Annotated in this window: 15 protein-coding genes; 8 read left to right on the forward strand and 7 right to left on the reverse strand. The window is 62.8% G+C overall.

Going from position 1 to position 19,790, the window contains the following annotated elements:
• Nucleotides 1-3: 3 nt before the first annotated feature.
• Entirely contained in the window at nucleotides 4-1,611 is a 1,608-nt protein-coding gene (locus tag BT122_RS06620; protein ID WP_072355180.1) for an alpha-amylase, read from the forward strand.
• Here BT122_RS06620 and BT122_RS06625 read toward each other — a convergent pair.
• On the reverse strand, nucleotides 1,584-2,702 hold the full coding sequence (locus tag BT122_RS06625) for a DUF3810 domain-containing protein (protein ID WP_072355181.1): 1,119 nt from the start codon (nucleotides 2,700-2,702) through the stop codon (nucleotides 1,584-1,586). The genes BT122_RS06620 and BT122_RS06625 overlap by 28 nt on opposite strands.
• A gap of 721 nt (nucleotides 2,703-3,423) precedes the next feature.
• Here BT122_RS06625 and BT122_RS06630 point away from each other — a divergent pair.
• The 4 genes from BT122_RS06630 to BT122_RS06645 all read left to right on the forward strand — a co-directional run bounded on the left by BT122_RS06630 (nucleotide 3,424) and on the right by BT122_RS06645 (nucleotide 6,973).
• The gene (locus tag BT122_RS06630; protein ID WP_059054945.1) at nucleotides 3,424-3,852 is read left to right on the forward strand and encodes an Hsp20/alpha crystallin family protein; all 429 of its coding nucleotides are present in this window, start codon (nucleotides 3,424-3,426) and stop codon (nucleotides 3,850-3,852) included.
• Between the two features lie 477 nt (nucleotides 3,853-4,329).
• Entirely contained in the window at nucleotides 4,330-5,766 is a 1,437-nt protein-coding gene (locus tag BT122_RS06635; protein ID WP_072355182.1) for a radical SAM/SPASM domain-containing protein, read from the forward strand.
• Between the two features lie 397 nt (nucleotides 5,767-6,163).
• Nucleotides 6,164-6,583 carry a peptide deformylase gene (locus BT122_RS06640; protein ID WP_059054946.1) on the forward strand — a complete coding sequence of 140 codons (420 nt, stop codon included), beginning with the start codon at nucleotides 6,164-6,166 and terminating at the stop codon, nucleotides 6,581-6,583.
• Between the two features lie 9 nt (nucleotides 6,584-6,592).
• Complete coding sequence (locus BT122_RS06645) at nucleotides 6,593-6,973, forward strand: hypothetical protein (protein ID WP_072355183.1); 381 nt, start codon at nucleotides 6,593-6,595, stop codon at nucleotides 6,971-6,973.
• A gap of 210 nt (nucleotides 6,974-7,183) precedes the next feature.
• Here the strand turns inward: BT122_RS06645 and BT122_RS06650 are convergent, their stop codons facing one another.
• Nucleotides 7,184-10,045, reverse strand: a complete 2,862-nt coding sequence (locus tag BT122_RS06650) for a YhgE/Pip domain-containing protein (protein WP_072355184.1) — start codon at nucleotides 10,043-10,045, stop codon at nucleotides 7,184-7,186.
• 68 nt (nucleotides 10,046-10,113) lie between these two features.
• Nucleotides 10,114-12,237: an efflux RND transporter permease subunit gene (locus BT122_RS06655; RefSeq protein WP_072355185.1), complete on the reverse strand. Its 2,124-nt coding sequence runs from the start codon at nucleotides 12,235-12,237 to the stop codon at nucleotides 10,114-10,116.
• A gap of 179 nt (nucleotides 12,238-12,416) precedes the next feature.
• On the opposite strand from BT122_RS06655, the gene BT122_RS06660 reads away from it, so the two are divergent.
• Together BT122_RS06660 and BT122_RS06665 are read left to right on the forward strand one after the other, a co-directional pair.
• Nucleotides 12,417-13,010 carry a TetR/AcrR family transcriptional regulator gene (locus BT122_RS06660; RefSeq protein ID WP_072355186.1) on the forward strand — a complete coding sequence of 198 codons (594 nt, stop codon included), beginning with the start codon at nucleotides 12,417-12,419 and terminating at the stop codon, nucleotides 13,008-13,010.
• 132 nt (nucleotides 13,011-13,142) lie between these two features.
• Nucleotides 13,143-14,558: a hypothetical protein gene (locus BT122_RS06665; RefSeq protein WP_072355187.1), complete on the forward strand. Its 1,416-nt coding sequence runs from the start codon at nucleotides 13,143-13,145 to the stop codon at nucleotides 14,556-14,558.
• A 7-nt stretch (nucleotides 14,559-14,565) separates the two neighbouring features.
• On the opposite strand, the gene BT122_RS06670 is transcribed toward BT122_RS06665, so the two are convergent.
• Nucleotides 14,566-15,180, reverse strand: coding sequence for a MurR/RpiR family transcriptional regulator (locus BT122_RS06670; protein ID WP_072355188.1), 615 nt, complete (start codon nucleotides 15,178-15,180; stop codon nucleotides 14,566-14,568).
• 466 nt (nucleotides 15,181-15,646) lie between these two features.
• The gene (locus BT122_RS06675) at nucleotides 15,647-16,864 is read right to left on the reverse strand and encodes a hypothetical protein (protein ID WP_072355189.1); all 1,218 of its coding nucleotides are present in this window, start codon (nucleotides 16,862-16,864) and stop codon (nucleotides 15,647-15,649) included.
• Nucleotides 16,865-17,199: 335 nt separating this feature from the next.
• Between BT122_RS06675 and BT122_RS06680 the strand changes: the two genes are divergently transcribed.
• A complete protein-coding gene (locus tag BT122_RS06680) occupies nucleotides 17,200-18,360 on the forward strand; it encodes an iron-containing alcohol dehydrogenase (protein WP_072355190.1) in 1,161 nt (386 codons plus the stop codon).
• A gap of 81 nt (nucleotides 18,361-18,441) precedes the next feature.
• Here BT122_RS06680 and BT122_RS06685 read toward each other — a convergent pair whose 3' ends face one another.
• Both BT122_RS06685 and BT122_RS10975 read right to left on the reverse strand, forming a co-directional pair.
• Entirely contained in the window at nucleotides 18,442-19,053 is a 612-nt protein-coding gene (locus BT122_RS06685; protein WP_072355191.1) for a DUF4125 family protein, read from the reverse strand.
• A gap of 104 nt (nucleotides 19,054-19,157) precedes the next feature.
• Nucleotides 19,158-19,790, reverse strand: a 633-nt coding sequence (locus tag BT122_RS10975; RefSeq protein ID WP_502685897.1) for an MFS transporter, incomplete at its 5' end; no start/stop codon positions are given.

Consider the following 19,790-nt stretch of genomic DNA (forward strand, 5'->3'; position numbering starts at 1 on the left):
GCGGTGGCTGCGCTTATGAACGGCACGATGCTCCAAGGCTTCTCGTGGTACCTCGACGCGGACGGCAAGCATTGGCGTCGCCTGGCCGAGGATGCCCAGCTCTTTGCCGACAATGGCATCACCGCCGTGTGGCTGCCGCCCGCCTACAAGGGCATGGCCGGTGCAAACGACGTTGGCTATGGCGTGTACGACACCTACGACCTGGGCGAGTTTGACCAGAAGGGCTCTGTGCGCACCAAGTACGGCACGCGGGAGGAGTACCTGGCCGCCATCGACGCGATCCACGCAGCGGGCATGCAGGCCCTGGCCGACGTGGTTCTCGACCACCGCATGGGCGCCGACGGAACGGAGCGCGTGCGCGCGACCGAGGTGGCCTCGTACAACCGCGAGCAGCCCGTCTCAGCGCCTCGCGAAATCACGGCCTGGACTCGCTTCGACTTTCCCGGGCGCGGCAACAGGTACTCTGACTTCAAGTGGAACTGGACCTGTTTCCACGGTGTGGACTACGACGAGGCAACGCACGCGAACGCCATCTACCTCTTTGACGGCAAGCACTGGAGCGAGCAGGTAGACCACCACGACAACGGCAACTACGACTACCTCATGGGCTGCGACGTGGACGAGATGTACCAGCCCGTCTACGACGAGCTGCTGCGCTGGGGCGAGTGGTACCTCTCGACCTGTGACCTCGACGGCTTTAGGCTGGACGCGCTCAAGCACATGGACCGCCAGTTCTTTCTCCGCTGGCTGCCGGCGCTGCGTCAGGAGTTTGGCAAGGAGCTCTTCACGGTGGGGGAGTACTGGTCGCCGGATGTGGGCGAGCTTAAGGCCTACCTTGGCGCCGAGCGTGCGATGAGCCTCTTTGACGTGCCGCTTCACTACCACCTGTACCAGGCTTCCTGCTCGTTTGGCACCTTTGACCTGCGACGCCTCTTCGACGGTACGCTTGTGGGCGCCGACTCCACGCGCGCCGTGACCTTTGTCGAGAACCATGACACCCAGCCTGGCCAGGCACTTCAGTCCTTTGTGCAGAGCTGGTTCAAGCCCTCGGCGTACGCGCTCATCCTGCTGCGCGAGGCGGGCTACCCGTGCGTCTTCTACGGTGATCTCTTTGGCATGCCCAACGACGGCAACATTCCCGCCGTGCGCGAGCTGCCGCTGCTGATGGAGCTGCGGCGTCGCTTTGCCTACGGGCCGCAGCACGACTACCTCGACGACCCGGATGTTGTTGGCTGGACGCGCGAGGGCGACGGGCGCCATGGCGGCTCGGGTGTGGCGTGCGTGCTCACCGATTGCGCGGGCGGAGCAAAGCGCATGTACGTGGGATCGCGCCACGCCGGCGAGCGGTGGGTCTCGGTTCTTGGCGGGGAGTCCGACGCCTGCGTGGGCGACGACGGCTGCGCCGAGTTTGTCTGCAAGGGCGGGAGCCTCTCGGTGTACCTGCCCGAGGATACGGCGGGCGTGCTCGAGAACGACATCGTGCGCTATGGGCGCGACGTGCCTGCAGACCTGGGAGCGCACCTGCCGCCGCCCACCGAGGAGGCGCAGCGCGAGGCAGACCGCATCAGGCACGACGCCGAGCGCTACTCGTCCAGCCAGGCGAGCAGGTAGTCAACAACCAGGCCGTACGAGCGCACGCCGTCCTTCTCGCCAAAGCTCTTGAGGTAGGTGTCGTTGACCGTGGTGCCCACGTCCTCAAAGGGGCCTTCGAAGGCCTGGTAGTGCTTCTGGGTGGCGGCGCGGTCTTGCAGCACGAGCGCCACGCCGGCGCCGTTTGCACCTGCGAGCGCGTCCGAGACCAGCTGCTGTGCGCGCTCTGGGTCTTGCGCCAGCAGGGCGTTCACGCAGTAGTTAAAGGCGGAGTAGTAGCCAGAGTACGAGAAGCGCACGTCGTCGCTGGCAGAGCAGGCGAGAAACGCCGAGAAGTTGGCCTCCTGCTCGCTGGCTATGCCCAGTCGGTGCGCGGCCTCGTGGCACATCGTGAAGGGAAGCTCGGCGGCCGCGGTGTCAAGGGGCACGCTCGACTCCGCGGTTGCTGCCCAGAAGATTCCCGTGTGGCCACTGTAGAGCAGGGGCTCGCCAAAGAGCAGGAGCGACTTTACGGGGGCGGTGCTGCCCGAGAAGACCTCGTAGCGCTGCGAGAGCGGTGCGTACGATGCTCCGGCGATGCGTGCCAGCTCGTAGAAGTCCTGCTGGGAGAGGGTGCCGTCCTCCTCGCGCGGAACCAGCTGCGCGCGTGAGGCCGCCTGGTCAAGGTAGTACGAGGTGGCGTCGGCAAGCTGGTCTTCGCTGTACTGGCCAACCTCGAGGCCAAGGTCCTGCGAGAGCTCCGGGGCATAGTGGTTGAGCGCCCAGCCGGCGGTGCCCAGGAACGCCGTTGCGGCCACGACCAGCGCCACAACCGAGAACCACGGAAGGAGGTGCTTGTGGCGGCGGATGCGGTGTACCAGCGTCACGATGGCTGCCACCACAAGGGCGGTGGTGAGCCAGTCCCAGATGGCAAAGGGAGCAATGGAGGTTGCGGCTGCCAGCGCAGACATAAGGGACTTCGAGAGCCGTCGGTAGCCGGGAAAGATGATTGCCTGCAGGGCTGGCTGCGAAAAGAGCATTGAGAGCAGCGGGCAGGCCGCCGCCAGGATGGCGGCGGCTATGAGCCGTGTCCTGGTGGGGTTGCCGTGCTTCGACGGGCTCGCCTGTGCCATCTGCTGCTCCTTTCATCTTGGTAATGTCTCTGGTCATATCCTGCCATTCTCGGCGCTGATCGTGTCGTTTGACAGCCTGGTGCCGTTGCTTGTTGAGAAGAAAATCGACGAAATCTGCGCCCCATGGGGATTGAAACGTCGGATTCCTTCTCGGCAGTGCACGGCGGGCCGTGTCCGCCTCAAGTGCCGCAGGAAGGGTCACGGTTAGCGGCAGTTTTTGTAAGAATTCTTATGTGGCCGCGGTGCAGTGGCAATTCTCTGACTTGCGGTTTATCAGGCTTCAAACTACTTTGTGCTTGGGGTGTCAACACAACCGTTCTGCACTCCGCACCGTCGCCGTCGGGCTTTTTTCGGACAGAATTTACTCCGGGAAAACCGCGGAACGTCCGGTTTCTGCCGGCGGCGCTCCGGGGGTGGAGAAGACGGCTGTATGAGGCAACCCCACCACTCCGACAGATGTCGGATTTACGCACGGTGAGGGACTGTACGGGAAAAAGCCCAGCGCCACACAAAGCTTAACCGCGACCGTGCGTAGTTCTGGGAAGTTCGGGAGTGCGAGGGGGGATTGACTGCTGACCTCGAAGTTTGAGGAATATCTAAGTATGATTGACTTAGAAAATCTCAGATTTTCTGTATAAAGAAACCGCAGCGGGGAACATATAAGAGTGAACCCGAGGAAGCCCAGAGAAAGGGCTTCCACCACATAGAAGGAGTGGTAACGATGGCTGGCATGGTTCCTTATAGTGACTACGAGAAGGCACTTCGCAGGGCATGGCCGTTTGGAGCCTTCGACGACTTCTTCGCTCCTCTCGCAGCGATCAGCGCCGATGACGCATTCAAGATGAACGTCGAGGACGCGGGCGACAAGTACGTTGTGACCGCGGAGCTCCCGGGCGTCAAGAAGGACGAGGTCGACGTCGAGCTCAATGAGGGCAGGCTCTCCATCTCGGTGGACAAGAAGGAGTCCGATGAGGAGAAGAACAAGAACTACCTGCAGAAGGAGACCTCGGAGTGGCAGGCAAGCCGTGGCGTGTATCTGAAGGATGCCGCAACGGATGGTCTCACCGCAAAGATGGATGGCGGTGTCCTTACCGTCAACGTCCCCAAGCAGGCGGAGAAGTCCAACGTCACGAAGGTCGCTATCGACTAGCAGCGTAGGCTTTATCTCTTGCGGCGCCTAGCGCAACGGCACCCCGGTTTCGGCCGGGGCGCCTTTTTTGTTGTGTGTCCCTTCCCGGCGCCCCCCGAGGTCCCTCTTGCCCCCCTCCTTCTTCTTTAGCGGTTTCTGAGAATCGGGCGCCGTGTTTGCCCAGTTGGCGAGCAACTCTATTCTCAAATTCCGATAAAGAAGGAAGGGGCCGAGGAGGGGGCCGAGAAAGGGCCGAGGAGGGGAAGGGAGAGGGGTAGGGTCTACGGAAAGGGGCAAAAGACCAGGGGACCGACGCGGTGCGGGCACTACCGCCTACCGTTTGCGTGTTGGAATTGAACTTATTTCAAAAAATGGAATCATCTCAAGTGGCTTGGGGGATGATACTCTCTGTTCCAACCCAGGCCCCACGTAGCGCGCAACAGCGCGGGCGCGAGGGGTCGCCCCGAGAGCGGTTATCCGCAGGAGAAGGAGAGGCTCATGCCCGCGTTCACGTCCATCAAGGCCAAGGCCATCGGCATCGCTGTCGACCAGGGTGTCAACATGCTCTACGACGACTTCGATGGCAACCTGCCCAAGGTCGAGTCTCTCATCAACAAGTTTGCCGGCTCCGGCGACTCCATCAACGACGCCCAGCTCAGGCTCTTCAACATGGTCATGGGTTACATGAAGGACCCCACCAACAACTGGCGCCGCCTTGTGGACAACATCATCAACAACGTGGACAAGGACGTCGTCAAGACCTTCGTGCACAACTTCTTCGTGAACTCCGTGACCATTGGCGGCGCGCGCCAGCGCGAGGTCAACGACACCGAGGGTTGCAACTGCCCCTGGGCCATCCTCATGGACCCCACCACCCGCTGCAACCTGCACTGCAACGGCTGCTGGGCAGCCAACTACACCAACGCCAACCACAAGGACCTCACCTTCGAGGAGCTTGACTCCATCATCACGCAGGGCAAGGATCTGGGCACCTACATCTACCTCTTCACCGGCGGCGAGCCCATGGTGCGCAAGAACGACCTCATCCGCCTGTGCGAGAAGCACCCGGACTGCTTCTTCTCGGCCTTCACCAACGGTACGCTGGTGGACGAGAAGTTCGCCGACGAGATGCTCCGGGTGAAGAACTTCATGCCCGCGTTCTCGATCGAGGGCTTCGAGGAGGCTACGGATTCCCGCCGCGGCAAGGGGACCTTCGAGCGCGTGACGCACGCCATGGACATCCTGCGCGAGCGCAAGCTGCCATTTGGTGCGTCCATGTGCTATACCAGCGCAAACTATGACTCCATCACGAGCGACGAGTACATCCAGTTCCTGGTGGACAAGGGCGTCCTCTTTGCGTGGATCTTCACCTACATGCCCGTTGGCCTGGGCGCTCCCGTGGAGCTTCTCGCCACCGCCGAGCAGCGCGCCGGCATGTACGACAAGGTGCGCAAGAACTGGCGCAACAACGTGCCCATCTTCTTTGCGGACTTCTGGAACGATGGCGAATACACGGGTGGCTGCATCGCCGGCGCCCGCCGCTACATGCACATCAACGCCGCAGGTGACGTGGAGCCCTGCGCGTTTATCCACTACTCGGACTCCAACATCCGCGAGAAGAGCCTGCTTGAGTGCTACAAGAGCCCGCTTTTCAAGAGCTACCAGGCGCATCAGCCGTTCAACTCCAACATGCTGAGGCCGTGCCCGCTGCTTGACAACCCCGGCATGCTCTCCGAGATGGTGCATGAGACCGGTGCCAAGTCTACGGACTACGTACACCCCGAGGACGTCGACGAGCTTGAGAGCAAGACGCAGGCGGCAGCTGCGGCGTGGGCCGAGAAGTCCGCTCCCATCTGGGCCGCGAGCCCCAAGGGCAGGCTGTCCGACCGTCTCGCAAAGGAGACCGGCGACCCCAACGCCTGGGTGAAGTACTAGGGGTTCGGTCGTAGCCGGACGGTTGCGCGGCGGGTCGCACAGCTCCGACGACATGTCTTTCTCGCCTTTTCCGAGCGGCTGGGGTGACCTAACCGCTCGGATTTTTCGTCGGAGCGATTTCCGCGGGTTAGCCGTCACCCAGCCGAGATGCCGCCCGATTTCGCCGGTTAGGAATTTTCCGAACGGTTAGACCAGCTTAAACGGCTAGATTTCGCGGCTTGATATTGGTGCCGCTGAAATACGACGGTTAGGGCGCCTTAAACGTTCGGAATGCGCGGCTTGTTGCAGCCTCTGGCCACGGGCTTCTCGCCAGGCGGCGCAAGGCGGTAAGATATGGCCTGCTTGAAAATGGCTGCGGCTGCTCAGGCGGCTAGCGGCCCTCCCGAAAGGAACGCACATGATTCGCGAGCTCTGCAAGGATGACGCCATCCTCTCCAAGAAGTGCCAGCGCGCCACGCCCGAGGACGCACCTCTGGCGCAGGACCTCATCGACACCCTCCGCTCCGTCGAGGACGGAGCGTGCCTGGCTGCCAACCAGATTGGCGAGACCAAGGCCGTGGCGGTCTATCTCGACGACAATGGCGAGGCGCACGTGCTCTACAACCCCCGCATCATGATGGGGCTCAACGCCACGCGCACCGTCGAGGGGTGCCTCTCGCACGACGAGCCCTCCAAGGTCACCCGCTACGGCAAGGTCAAGGTCTCCTACGACGAGCTGGTTGACGGCAAGTTTGTGCCGCGCCGTCGCGACCTTACCGGCTGGGAGGCCCAGATGGTGCAGCATATGGTTGACCACTGCAACGGCAAGCTGGTCTAGGGAGGCGACGTGGCGGACGAGAAGAAGGTCATCGACCTCGAGCTGCCCGCAGGTAAGCTCTTTGCGCAGTACCCTGACCTCCCCGGCCTTCTCACCGAGATGGGCATCGAGAACGTTGATGCCGAGAAGACCCTCCCCGAGGTGGCCGCGGACCTGGGCGTCGAGACAAGCGTGATTGCGTTTGCGCTTGAGGCCTCGGGCTACGACGTGCAGGGCCTCAAGGCCACGGACGACGGCTACAAGAGTCCACTCGATGACGTGATGAGCGTGCTCTTTGACAACTCCTTCCACGGCGAGCCCCTGCCGGACGCGTCTTCCTCCGGCCCCATGCTTGCCCACATGGAGATGGCGATTCGCCGTGCGCAGGACGAGGGCAAGCTGCCCAAATGAGACAAAGGGAGTTTCCCTTTGTCTCATGAGGCGCCGGAGCAGCGATTTCTTGCAGCGGCGCTGACGGTTTTCTCGCCTTCGGCGCAAAACGGGCGCCCGAGGGGCTCTTATTGACAGGATTTACTCAAAAGTGAGCCCTTGGGCGTCAATTTGACGCCCAAGGGCTGATTTCGTCCAAGGATGAGACAAAGGGAAACTCCCTCTGTCTCACTACTCGTTCTTGTCGCTGCTGGTAAAGAGCGCGGCGAGACGACCCATGAACGACTGGTCCTGCTGCTCGTCGTCGGACGCCTGCTGCGACTGGTCGTCGGAGCTGCTGCTAGTGTCATCGGCGCTCTTCACGCCGTCAACCACGTAGACAAACTGCACCTCGCGCACGTTGGTGTTGCTGGGATCGACAAAGGAGTGCAGCTGGTAGCCGCGGCCAAGCTTCTCGTCGATGGTGTCCTGCAGCTCGTCCAGGACCTTCTCGTCCATGCCATCGACGGACTCCTGCAGCTCGTCGAGGCCGTTAGAGAGGGTGTGGCTGCCGTTGGCTGCCTGGGAGGTGCCGTCAGCAAGCTTGTCCAGCCCGCTGTCAAGGGCGTGCGCGCCGGATGCGAGCGCCTTGGCACCCGCGTCGAGCTTGGTTGAGCCGCTGCTCAGCGTGTCGATGCCAGCCGCAAGCCGCTTGGCGCCGTCCTTTGCCGAGGAGGTCCCGGCAGCAAGCGTGCCCAGGCCATCATCCAGCTGGTGCGCGCCGGAGGCCAGACTCTTGGCGCCGCTATCCAGCTTGGTGGAGCCGCTGCTCAGCGTGTCGAGACCTGCCGAGAGGCGCTTTGCGCCGTCCTTCGCGGAGGCAGCGCCATCTGCGAGCGTACCAAGTCCGCTGTCGAGGCTCGACGCGCCGGATGCAAGGCCATCCACGCCACCCTTGAGCTCGCCGCCCGCCTGGAGCGACCCAGCAAGCGTGTCGACGCCGGTAGACACCTGGTGCGCGCCATCGTTGAGCGTCTTCAGGCTCGTGAGGTCGACGCCCGCCAGCTGCTGCTGCGCGCCGCTCACCATCTCCTGCGAGCTCTTGACCAGCTCGCTAGACTGCGTGAGCACGGTCTGCGACTGCGCGAGCATCCCCTGGATACCCGTGCCGTCGGTGGCACTTCCCTCAAGCGAGGAGAGCGTGCCGCTCAGCGCCTGCGCGTCGGTCTGGAGCTGCGTTGCGGTGGAGCTCATACCCTGCAGCCCCTGGGCCAGCGTCTGAATGGTGGTCACCGCGGAAGAGGCATCAGTCGCGGCGCTGCCGGCGGTTCCGGCGGCCTTTGTGCTGTTGGTTTCCGCGTTCTTGGCAGACTCCATGGCGCTTTCGACGGCGGCCTTCTGCTCCGCCGTGAGCGTGGCGTCCTGGTCGAGCGTGGCAAGCGTGTTGTATGCGTTGGTTGCGTCGGTCGCCGCCTGGGACGCCTGGCCCTGGGCCGCCGTGGCCTTGCCGGCAGCCGTTCCGGCGCTCGTTCCCGCAGAGCTCAGCGCTGCCCCCATCCCGGAGGTTGCCTGCGAGAGCGCCTCGAGATCTGCCTTCACGTCCTCCGCCTGCTTGACGGCCGTCTCGCCCTGCTCGCCCATGCTCTGCGCAGAGGCCTCAATGGCGGCAAGTTCCTGCTGGATTCCGGAGATTGACTGCTTTGCGGTGTTGAGCTGGGCGTTCATGCCCGCAAGCTGCTGCGGCAGCGTGCTCGAGAGGGTGTCGTAGAGCTGCTGCGTGCCGTCCGCCACCTGCGACGCACCGGACTTCAGCGCGGTGAGCGAGCCATCCTTCGCCTCCAACGCTGCCTTGAGCTGCGCTGCGCCGCCCGCAAGCTGAGAAGACCCAGCCTTTGCGCTCTGCGCGCCGGCATCCAGGCGGTCAAGGCCGCCCGAGAGCTGCGCGGCTCCTGAGGAGAGCTGCGCCGTGCCGCTCACAGCCTGCGCCGTGCCGGCAGACAACTGGTCCGCACCATCGGCCACCTGCGAGGAGCCGGCCTTCGCGCTCTGCGCGCCAGTGTCGAGCTGCTCGGTGCCGTCTGCCAGCTGGTGGCCGCCCGCCGAGAGCTGCGCCGTGCCGCTCACGGCCTCGCTGGTGCCCGCGGCAAGCTGGTCTGCGCCGCTCGCCAGCTCGCCAGAGCCAGACTCCGCGCTTCCCGCGCCAGCGTTGATGAGGTCAAGCGCATCCGCGAGCTCGTGTCCGCCGGAGGCCAGCTGGTCCACGCCGTCTGTGAGCTTGGAGGTGGCGTCCGTGAGCTGGGAGGTGTCGGCGTCGCGTACGTTGATGTCCATCGAGAGGGGCATGGCGCTTATCTGCCAGCCGGAGTAGGTGAAGTCCGTGGCCTCGCCCGTGATGTGCCAGTCGCCGTTGGTGCCGGGAATTAGCAGGTAGGTGACGAGGGTGTTGTCACCCACCACGGCAACGGTGCCGTCGTCGGAGTCATCCAGGTGGAAGTTGTCGTTGGGGAAGGTGCCCTGCGCCTGCAGCATGAAGCTCTTGGCAAAGTCCGAGGTAGACGAGTCGTCGTCCATGCCTGTCACCTTGAGCTCTATGTCCAGCTTGCCACTCTTGCCCGAGAGCTCGTCTGGCGAGACAACCTTGCCATCCAGGCGGTAGGTCACCTCAACGTCCCATGGCAGCTGCGTCGAGGCGTCAAGATCGCCCTGGTAGTAGACGGGCTCGCCGGCCGTGGTGGTAAGCGTCACCGAACCGTTGGTGTTGGAAAGCTCCTCGGAGGTTGAGAGATTCTGGACCTTGGTGTAGGTGCCCGGGTCGGTCACGGTCTGTGCGGTTGGGGTGTCGAAGTCGTTCACCACGTAGACGCCGCTCTTCTTGCCCGTGGCGTCAGTCCTTGCGTAGACGACCTCGGTCTTTGCACTCTGGGACTCGCCTGTCTGCGCGTTGGAGTCCGGCTCGGTGGACTGGCCGTTCACCTCTTCTGCCAGCGCCTGCGTGGCGCCAAACGGCACGCACATCGTAAAGCCCATGAGCGTGCCCATGGTCCCCACGAGGGCCCTGCGCCCAAGCGAGGGGACGCTCTTCTCGGAAACGCTCTTCTTGTTCTTGGTGGTCATTGCTGTTCACTCCAAACGTCTGGGGCGGGCGGTGCCCGTCGCGTGGTCGATGCGTGTCTTGTCCGCCGCTAGGCTGCGGGCGTGGTGGTGGGGGAGTTTGGCAGGGAGCTCTTCTCCTTGCCCTCCTGGTAGAAGCCAATCTTGTAGCTGGTGTGGCGCACAAAGCCGTCAAGCAGCTGAAAGAGCAGCGGCAGCACAAAGAAGATCTCGACAACCGAGATAAACGCGCCGCGGGCAATGAGCTCGCCCACCTGCTGGATCATGGGGCTTGAGACGGCCACGGTGATGCCGATGCAGGCCAGGATAAGAATCGAGCTCGAGGTGATGATGGGCTGGGCGGTCTTCTCAACAGACTGGAACGCTGCGTCCTTCTTGTTCATACGCTTGCGGCGCGCCAGGTACTCCTCGGTGAAGATGATGGCGTAGTCCACGGCGGCGCCCAGCTGCACGGCATCGATCACGAGGAAGGCCACAAAGTTGATGGTATCGCCGGTGAAGTACGGCACGGCCTCGTTGATCCAGATGGAGACCTCGATGGCGCTCACCAGGATGATGGGGATCGAGATGCTCTTGAACATCACTAGAAGCACGGCGCCAATGGCGAGGATGGAGGCCATCTTGACGGTGGTGTTGTCCGTCGTGGTGACGGCCTTGATGTCCGCGTAGCTCACGGCGTTGCCAACGAGCTTGTAGTTGTCGCCGTAGTGGCTCTGGCAGAGGTTGCGCACGGTGGTTACCAGGTCAAAGGCACTCTTGGACTCGTCGGGGATGTTCGAGGTGAGCACGATGCGGCTCCAGCCGTTGTTGAGCAGCTGCTTGATCTGGCTCTCGTCCGCAAGCTCGTGCGGCAGGGCCGAGCCGGCAATGGTGGAGTACGAGAGCACACTCTTGGTAGTGGGGAGGGCCTTGAGGTCGTCCACCAGGGCGTTCTCCTCGGACCAGTTGCCCTCGGGAACCATGATGGCCCAGGTCTGGGACTCGCCAAATGCCTGGTTGATGATGTCGCCGTCAATCTTTACCTGCGAGGACTGCGCGATGTTCGCCGCCGAGCCATACGTGAAGCTCACGGCACCAGAAGCCTTGAGGGCGGGCACGGCAAGCACCACGGCGATGATTAGCGCAGGCACCGCACCGGCGCGGCACACCTTGGCCATGCGGTTGAAGGACTTAAAGAATGGCTTGTGCGAGGTCTTCTCGACGGCATTGCGCATGTTGTACAGGATGCAGGGCATGAAGAGTGTGATTGAGAAGAACGAGCACACGATGCCCTTGGCCAGTGCGATGCCCATGTCGGCGCCAATGAGGAACTGCATGGCAGCCAGCGAGAGGAAGCCAAAGAACGTGACGGCAGCGGAGGAGAGGATGACGGGGAACGACTTGGTCATAGCCATGACCATGGCCTCAAACTGGTCGTCCGTCTTCTCGCGGTAGCGGCCAAAGTTGGTGAGCAGCACGATGGAGTAGTCCATCGAGACGGCCAGCTGCAGCACGCTTGCTACCAGCTGCGTGATGGAGGAGATGGTGCCGCGGAAGATGTTGGTGCCCATGTTGAGCGCAATGGCCACGCCAATGGTGAGCAGCATCACAACGGGGTGCAGATAGCTTGTGGTGTTGAGAAGCACCATCACAAACACCACGATCACGGCGATGGTCATGATCTTGGCCATGTCCGTGTTGATCGTCGCCATGTTGGCAGCGTCGGAGACGGCCGAGCCGTCGATTGCCACGGTCTGGGCGCCTGGTAGCGCCTGCGCCATCGAGCGGATGGAGTCTATCTCGGCCTGGTCCACGTCGCTCGTGAAGACGCACTGATAGAGGTAGCCCTCGCCGTCGTACCACTCCTTGACGGTGTCTGCGTCGGCAACCTCGATGGGCTTGTCGAGGTCAACCTGGTCACCGAGCCAAGAGACGGAGGTGACGCCCGGCTGACTCTTGAGCTGCTCGTCAAACGAGGCGGCGTCAACCTGCGAGATGCCCGTCACATAGACGCGGGCGTTGGTGATGTCGTTGCCGTAGATCTCCTTCATGTCATTGAGGTCTTGCGAGGACTTTGCGCTGGTTGGCAAGTAGTCGCTCATGTTGGCGTCAATCTTCACCTGCGGAATGCACGCCACGCTCAGGCAGGTGAGAATCACAAAGAGCGTGATGACCAGCTTCCTGTGGCGGAGCACCCCACGAAAAAAGCGTTCCATCTGCTTGCTGCTCCCTCCGGGTACAATTCAATCAACTGTTTGTTGTCAAACACGTGGTGATTTTCTACCCGAATTCAATTACGATGAGGAGCGCAGAAGAACTTCGGGTCATTGCGGGACCCATTTCGTTTGGACTTGTACACTAACAATGTCATCTGTTGCACTTGGAGGGAGCACATATGGCAGAGAGGGGCATGAACAGGAACGCGCAACGCTCCATACGCCTGCTCAAGGAGGCGTTCATGGAGCTGCTCGCTGAGAAGCCCTATGAGAGCATCACGGTCTCCGACGTGGCCCGTAAGGCAGACCTCAACCGCGGCACGTTCTACGCCCACTTCGACAACGTGGACGACCTCATGAGGTCCGTGATGGCAGACACTGCAGACACCATCTCGGAGTTTCTCTCCAAGGCGGTGGAGAGCGGCTTTCTTGAGGACCCCCTGCCCGTGCTCACGCAGGTGGGCGAGTACCTCGACCAGAACCGGGAGCTTACGCGCAAGCTGGTTGAGTCGAGAAGCATCGAGCCCTTCGTCTTTGCGCTCGAGTCCCGCTTCCGTGAGTGGGTGCAGCAGCGCATTCCCGTAAACACGCAGCAGGAGAAGAAGGCCTGCGCCATGCTCACCGACTACATTGCCGGCGGCGTGCTCCAGACCTACCGTTCCTGGCTTATGGGGGAGTACCCTGGCGTGGAGATCGAGGAGGTCAACAAGTACCTGAGCGATTTCGTGCACTCGACGGGCAAGGTGCTCCCCGCGCTGCGTGAGGGGAAGTAGCCGACAAGGACGCAGCGCGCGCTCCTTCCCGCCCCGTTCGCGAGGTCTTCTCGCTCTCTCTCCTCCCGCTCGGGAAGAAGGCCGGAGCAATGGCGCACAATAGACGCATTGGGAACTCGAGACGGAGGCAACATGGAGACCAAGGACTTCACCCTGCACCGCGACGGAGTCGACGGGGACTTTGACGTGACGCTGTATGGCACGGCCGGGCGGCCGGTCATCGCGTTTCCCGAGGGCGACTCCTCGTGCGCAAGCTGGGAGGAGGGCGGCATGGTCGACGCGCTGGCTGGGCTCATCGACGCCGGGCGCGTGCGGCTCTTCTGCGTGGACTCCGCCGATGACGCCAGCTGGTATGCGGGCTATGCTCCCACTGACTACCGCATAGCAAGCCTTGGCGGGTATTTTGACCTTGTCGAGAACGAGCTTTGTCAGTTGGTGCGCGACGAGGTACCTGGAGCCGGTGCGCCCATCGTTGCCGGTGCGGGCCTGGGCGCGCTCAACGCGACCATCGCCATGTTGCGCAAGCCCAGCATCTACGGCGGGCTTCTCGCACTCTCGGGCACCTATGACGCCGCCTGGGTTGTGGGGGATGCCATGTCCGATGCCTGGCGGGCCTTCTCGCCTGTGGACCTTGTGCGCGGGCTTGGCGACAACCCGCTGCTGGTAGAGGCCCTGTCTGGGCTACAGCTGGCGTTCGTGTGCGGTACTGGTGCCGGCGAGGAGGGCGGAGAGACCCAGCGGACGCTCCAGGGTGAGCTTGCGTCCGCGGGCGTTGGTGCAACGTTTGAGTACTGGGGCGCCGACGTTGACCACAGCTGGGGTTGGTGGCAGGAGGAGGCGCGGCAGCTGCTTCCGTGCCTGCTTGAGGAGGATGGCCTGCAGCGCAGGCATGCAGCTTCTGTTGTGGGAGATGCGCGGGCAGCCGCGAAGAGCGCCAGCGCAGATCTTGCGGGCGCGGGGGAGCGGCTCGAACAGGCAAAGGAGCGTCTCGCCCAGGCTCACGACGCGCTGTCCGCTGCCGAGGAGCGCACCAAGGCCGAGCAGCAGTCCGTTGCCGAGCACGCCAAGGAGGCCGAGCGCCTTGCCGCTGTCGCGCACGATGCGTGGGCAGAGAAGGACCGCATTGCGGCACTGCTGGAAGATGCCATCCGCAAGGGCAACGAAGCCCAGGTAGAGGCCGATAGGGCTGCTGCCGAGCTCTCCTCGGCCCAGTGGATTGCGGGTGAAGCCGAGGCGGCTGTTGCTAGTGCGAAGTCCAATCAGGCCGCTGCCGAGGATGAGGTTGCGCGTGCCGAGGAGGGCGTCGAAGCCGCACGGGCGCGCGAGGCAGAGGCAAAGGCACAGCTGCAGGCCGTGCTCGACGAGGCGTCGGAAAAGGAGCCGGCCGCTCCGGGAAAGAAGCCGTCCGCTCCGGCCAAGAAACCGGCCGCTTCCGCCAAGAAGACCACGGCGCCTGCGAAGAAGCCAGCAACGAGAAAGGCGACCACCGGCACCAAGCGCTCTTCTCGCACGCACAAGGCCTCCGGCGGTCAGAGCGCTGCACGCTAAGTAGCGACTACAGCAGTGGGTCGAACGCCCGCGCGTACTGGGCAAACAGCCGGTCGAAGAAGTACGTGACCCCAAAGGTCGCGTAGATCCGGTGGAGCGACGAGCCCTCGCCCGCGTCCTTGCCAAAGGCCAGCACGTCGTCGAAGATGGCGTGGAGTGCCGGATCCTCGCTTGCCGTCACAATGACCTTGTAGGCGTGGCACCGCTCGATGACCGCACGCTGCCTGCGGGCGAAGCCATTCGACGTGGTCACAACAATGAGCAGGTCGTTGGGGGTGAGGGTGTCAAGCATCGCGGTGCTGGGGGAGTCCTCGGGCACCAGGTGGACGGTCTTGTCCTCCACAAGCATGGCCTGTTGGAACTCGCGTAGCGCCAACGTGGAAGACTCCGTCGAGAAAATCACGATACGCCCGCACGTGTTGAGCGAGTTCACAATCGGCAGTAGCTCACCTCTGGCGACAAGCCCGTCTATCTCGGTGTATATGGCGTCAAGGTCGCGATGCAGGTTGCGGTGCTCGTCCCTCTCGGCCCATGCGTAGACAAGGTAGTGACGGCGCAGGGCATTGAACTCGTCGTCCGAGAGCTCGCCTGCCTCCTTGATATGGAAGCCAATCTCGCTCATGCTGCCTCCCGCTCACCGGGTCGCCAATCTGTACGGATGAGAACAGTCTACGCAACGTGCGCGGCATTCATGCCCGCTTGCCCGAACGACCCCGCGAGCGTAATGCGTGCTGCGGGCGCATGCCGAGAACGGCTGCGCCCGTTGGCAATGCAACTGTTGTCAATCCGGCGGACCAACCGGTTCCCAATAACGGCCTGCTAGTCCCCAGTGACGGCACGCAAGTCTCCGGCAACCACCCAACAGTCCCCAATTATTGAACGAAATTTCCGATGAGAATGGAATTTCACCAGATAAAGAAAGAATTATCCCGGAAAAACGCGCAATAATTGCAACCGCGCTTGTCTCGCCCTTGGCCACTTACCTCGCGCCCCGCCGAACACCGCTGCGCCCCGTCGCGGCCTCGCGCCTGGTCGCCACAAGCGCTAGGTAGCCAAGCCCCTCTCGGCAGCTGGTCATCTGCCGGCCCTTAAATAACCATGTCGACCTCGATGATCTGGGGATTCTTAATCCTCAGGATCCCTCGCCGCTCGCGTTCGACCTGCTCGCGCGCATAGCTGCGTCCTTGCTCCCAAGCGAGAAGCGACCAGATGAGAGTTTGCCTGCGCTCGCAGACGGCGTGCGATGCCAGCGCGCGCCGGCTTTCTGCCATGTCCTTGCCAGACAACAGCCCGATTGTTCGGAACACCTCGAGCATCAGCTCGTCGAACCCGCCCTTCCGGTAGAGGTCCTCACTCGTAGCCGGTAGAACCACAAGCCCCTGAGCAGCCAGTTCTCTGTTTCGGCGCAGGTCATCAAGGACCTTATCGCGCACCGACCTCCGTGCATTCTCAAGAGCTGCCGCCAGCGTCTTATCATTTGGAGCCAGGGCGCACGCGCGTGCCGCCTCGATGACGCTGTTCAGGTTGAGGTGGTAGAAGCTGTCGTAGTTGATACCCACACATGTTCCGGGAACAAGGATGTCCGGCACGCGTGACCCGCGGGCGCCAGAGCGGGCTAACTCGTCTGCTGCAATCTGGCGGTCGTTGAGTACCAGACGTCCCATGCCGTACCCAAGGTACTCCAGTGGCAGGGCCATAAGAGCAGCGATAACCGCTTCTGCGGGAGACCAAGCGTTATTGGCTACATACCCAATGACTTGCCTTGATTGGGCAACGCCTGCATTACCCTCGCACTGCGAGAGGAACCTCTCGATTTTCTCGACACTTGTTGCAGGGGGAATGCTGTAGGCAACGGTGCCTCCGCGAGGGTCTGAGGGGTTTCGTGAGAAGCTTCCCGTGAGCTCGTAGCCGAGAAGTGCCTGGACCTCTGGCTGCATCACGGCGCCCATCTCTACAAAGACGAGCTCGGGCGAGGCAATGCGAAAGTCCTGCCCAGCGTCTATGAATGCGCCCTTTGGAAGCGGGGCGGTGTGAAGGATTGATGAGAAGGTCTTGGAGCGGATGCGGTCGTGCTCGCTTGGTACAGCAATCTCAATAGGATGGCTTCCTCGCGTGTCACGCGCTAACCCCAGTGCGGAGAGGTCGATGCAGCTTGCACTCCACCGCTTCCTGCCCTCTGGGAGTTCCGGGGCGGCGATGCCGGTTCTTCTCAGCGATGCGAGGCCACTTTGCATACCGGGAGCCGTACCACAACGGATGGATCTGATGGCTGCAAGTGCACTAAGGCGATCGAGCGTGAGATTCATGGGTCCCTCCAGCCTGACTGAGGGCAATTATTGCGCGTTATTTCTCGCCAGGATGATGTTATCCCAGTTGAGAAGTAAATATCAAACAATTTCGCGCAATAATTCGGCATCTGGAGTGGGCGGGAGGCGTCTGAAGGCTGGAAGCGTTTGGAGGGGATGGGAAGCATCTGGAGGGGGCGGGGGCGAGAAGGAGCGTGGCGAGCCGGGCGAGAAGCGAGGAGAAACGGGCGAGCCAAGCGAGAAGCGGGAACTACGGCATTCCTTCCGCACGCGCTACCATGAGACCAACGTGGCGTCCGCGGTCGGACGCCTACCGGCACGAGAAGGGAAGCAGCATGTACAACTTCACGTTCCACGTCCCCACCACCATCCACTTTGGCAAGGGCCAGATCTCGCACCTCGACGAGCTTGCCCAGTACGGCAAGAAGGCCCTGCTCTGCTATGGTGGCGGCTCCATCAAGCGCAACGGCATCTACGACGAGGCCCTGCGCATTCTTGGCCAGGCAGGCGTCGAGGTAGAGGAGCTCTCTGGTGTGGAGCCCAACCCCCGCATCGAGACCGTTCGTCGCGGCGTCGAGACGTGCAAGTCCGCAGGCGTCGACATGGTCCTCGCTATTGGCGGTGGCTCCACGATCGACTGCGCCAAGGTGGTAGCAGCCGGTGCCCGCTATGACGGTGACCCTTGGGACCTGGTGATTCATCCCGAGAAGATTACTGCCGCGCTCCCCATCTTCTCGGTGCTCACGCTCTCCGCAACTGGCTCTGAGATGGACCCGTTCGCCGTGATCTCGGACATGACCAAGAACGAGAAGTGGGGCACGGCTGCCGAGTGCATGAAGCCTACGATGTCCGTGCTCGACCCCACCTACACCTTTACCGTCTCGCGCCGCCAGACGGCTGCCGGCACGGCGGACATGATGAGCCACACCTTCGAGAACTACTTCACCATGGAGCCGGGCGCCTACGTCCAGCAGCGCATGGCCGAGGGGCTTCTCCGTACCATGATTCACTACGGGCCCATCGCGCTTGAGGAGCCGGATAACTACGAGGCCCGGGCCAACCTCATGTGGGCGGCCTCGCATGCCATCAACGGCCTGGTCAACGCCGGTGCCGCCAACGCCTGGTGCGTGCACCCCATGGAGCATGAGCTCTCGGCGTTCTACGACATCACCCATGGCGAGGGCCTGGCCATCCTCACGCCGGCGTGGATGGAGCACGTGCTCTCCGTCAAGACGGCGACCATGTTCGCGACGTACGGCCGCAACGTCTGGGGCCTGCAGGGCACCGACGACATGTCCATGGCGCGCGACGCCATCGCCAAGACCCGCGAGTTCTTCTTTGTGACCATGGACATGCCGGCCAACCTGCGCGCCGTTGGCATCGATGACGAGAAGAACTTCCGCGTGATGGCCGAGAAGGCCGCCGCTGGCAGCAAGGGCAGCTTCGTGCCCCTTACGGCCGACGATATCGTGGAGATCTACCGCGCGGCACTCTAGTTCTTACCTGTAGGAAAAGAGAGTGCGCCCCTCCCGGCATGCCGTCGAGAGGGGCGCACTTCGTTGAGAGGCACCAGTGTCCTAGAGCACGGCACCCTTGTAGTTGGCCTCGTAAGCACCAGAGAAACCCAGCTCTACGGCCGCTCCGTCGTATGCCTGCAGGTTGGGGTTCCTCCCTGCGCCCCAGCACCCAAAGACCCACGACCCGTACTCGTCGATGGTGCGCTGCGAGTAGGACATGAGCTCCGCCCGCAGGCGCGACTCGTACGACGGCGCGCCCGGCCTGTCTTCCTCTGTGATGAGCACCCCAAGGCGAGAGGTAAAGCGCGGTACCACCTCGCGGGCTCGAACCTCCCAGATGAGCGAGAGCTTGGCGATGAGGTCTGCTCGCTCGCAGAACGCATAGGACTTGGGTGGCAGCATGAGATGGGCGTCTGGTCGGTATGAGGTGCCAAAGAGGTAGGCTGCCCGCTCCAGCACGATGGACTTCTCGCATGCGCGGGCGTTCTCGAGGTCCTGCAGGTAGGACTCGAGGAGGGGCTCCGGCCAAAGCGCAAGCTGTGCTCCCCGAAAGCGATTGAGCACCAGCCCAAATGACGTTGCGTCACAGGGAGGGCCAGGGTCCTGGAGCGCTCGTTCGAAGTCCTCATCCTCGCGGCCCAGAACTGTCTCGACAAGCTCGGAAACGGACATGTGTCTCACCTCTCGCGCTGGTCGCTTCCTCGTGTTGTTGCAAAGAGGGGCGCCAGCTGAGCCAGCGCCCCCTGGGGGGTGTCACGCTTTGTGCGCAGCGTACCCTACTTGCTCTCGACCTTGCCGGGGAGCAGCAGCGCCGAGATGGTCGACACCACGTACGCCCCGATGCCAAAGTAGAGCGCGGGCACGTAGGACTGGAAGGTGTCGAAGAGGAAGGCGCCCATGAAGGTGCCGAACGACGGGCCGATGCCCATGATGATGAGCGTGGCAAGTCCCCAGATCTTGCCGAGGGACGCGCCACCGAAGACGGTGCCCGCGTAGCCCGCGGCGCCTCCAGGCTCGATGCCCCAGTACACGGCGAGCAGGACCATGCCCACGATGACGACGGGCAGGTTGCCGGAGAGGGCAAGCAACACGCCAGCAATGCCAAAGAGCGGAGAGATCACGAGCATCATTCGGCGTGCCGGGCGCTCGACACCCATGCGCTTGACCAGAGCGTCGGATGCCTTGCCGGTGAGCGGCATGGTGAAGATACCCGCGAGGCCAATGACCATGTAAATCACGTTGGCGAGGGGCATCCCCAGTAGCGACGGCTGCGTCCAGCCGAGGTCTACGGTGAAGTAGCGCACGATCTGCGACCAGATGAGGAACTCTCCCATCACGGCAAACATGAAGGCGAAGATGTCGCACCAGAGGGCGCGAGTCTTAAACGCCTCGCCAACGGTCCAGACGTG

Source organism: Olsenella sp. kh2p3 (genome assembly GCA_900119625.1).
GTDB lineage: Bacteria > Actinomycetota > Coriobacteriia > Coriobacteriales > Atopobiaceae > Tractidigestivibacter.

What these genes read in the sequence shown, in the direction of transcription:
- BT122_RS06625 (WP_072355181.1), bottom strand. Translation starts at nt 2,702, where the DNA reads ATGGCACAGGCGAGCCCGTCGAAGCACGGCAACCCCACCAGGACACGG.
- BT122_RS06630 (WP_059054945.1), top strand. Translation starts at nt 3,424, where the DNA reads ATGGCTGGCATGGTTCCTTATAGTGACTACGAGAAGGCACTTCGCAGG.
- BT122_RS06635 (WP_072355182.1), top strand. Translation starts at nt 4,330, where the DNA reads ATGCCCGCGTTCACGTCCATCAAGGCCAAGGCCATCGGCATCGCTGTC.
- BT122_RS06640 (WP_059054946.1), top strand. Translation starts at nt 6,164, where the DNA reads ATGATTCGCGAGCTCTGCAAGGATGACGCCATCCTCTCCAAGAAGTGC.
- BT122_RS06650 (WP_072355184.1), bottom strand. Translation starts at nt 10,045, where the DNA reads ATGACCACCAAGAACAAGAAGAGCGTTTCCGAGAAGAGCGTCCCCTCG.
- BT122_RS06655 (WP_072355185.1), bottom strand. Translation starts at nt 12,237, where the DNA reads ATGGAACGCTTTTTTCGTGGGGTGCTCCGCCACAGGAAGCTGGTCATC.
- BT122_RS06660 (WP_072355186.1), top strand. Translation starts at nt 12,417, where the DNA reads ATGGCAGAGAGGGGCATGAACAGGAACGCGCAACGCTCCATACGCCTG.
- BT122_RS06665 (WP_072355187.1), top strand. Translation starts at nt 13,143, where the DNA reads ATGGAGACCAAGGACTTCACCCTGCACCGCGACGGAGTCGACGGGGAC.
- BT122_RS06670 (WP_072355188.1), bottom strand. Translation starts at nt 15,180, where the DNA reads ATGAGCGAGATTGGCTTCCATATCAAGGAGGCAGGCGAGCTCTCGGAC.
- BT122_RS06675 (WP_072355189.1), bottom strand. Translation starts at nt 16,864, where the DNA reads ATGAATCTCACGCTCGATCGCCTTAGTGCACTTGCAGCCATCAGATCC.
- BT122_RS06680 (WP_072355190.1), top strand. Translation starts at nt 17,200, where the DNA reads ATGTACAACTTCACGTTCCACGTCCCCACCACCATCCACTTTGGCAAG.
- BT122_RS06685 (WP_072355191.1), bottom strand. Translation starts at nt 19,053, where the DNA reads ATGTCCGTTTCCGAGCTTGTCGAGACAGTTCTGGGCCGCGAGGATGAG.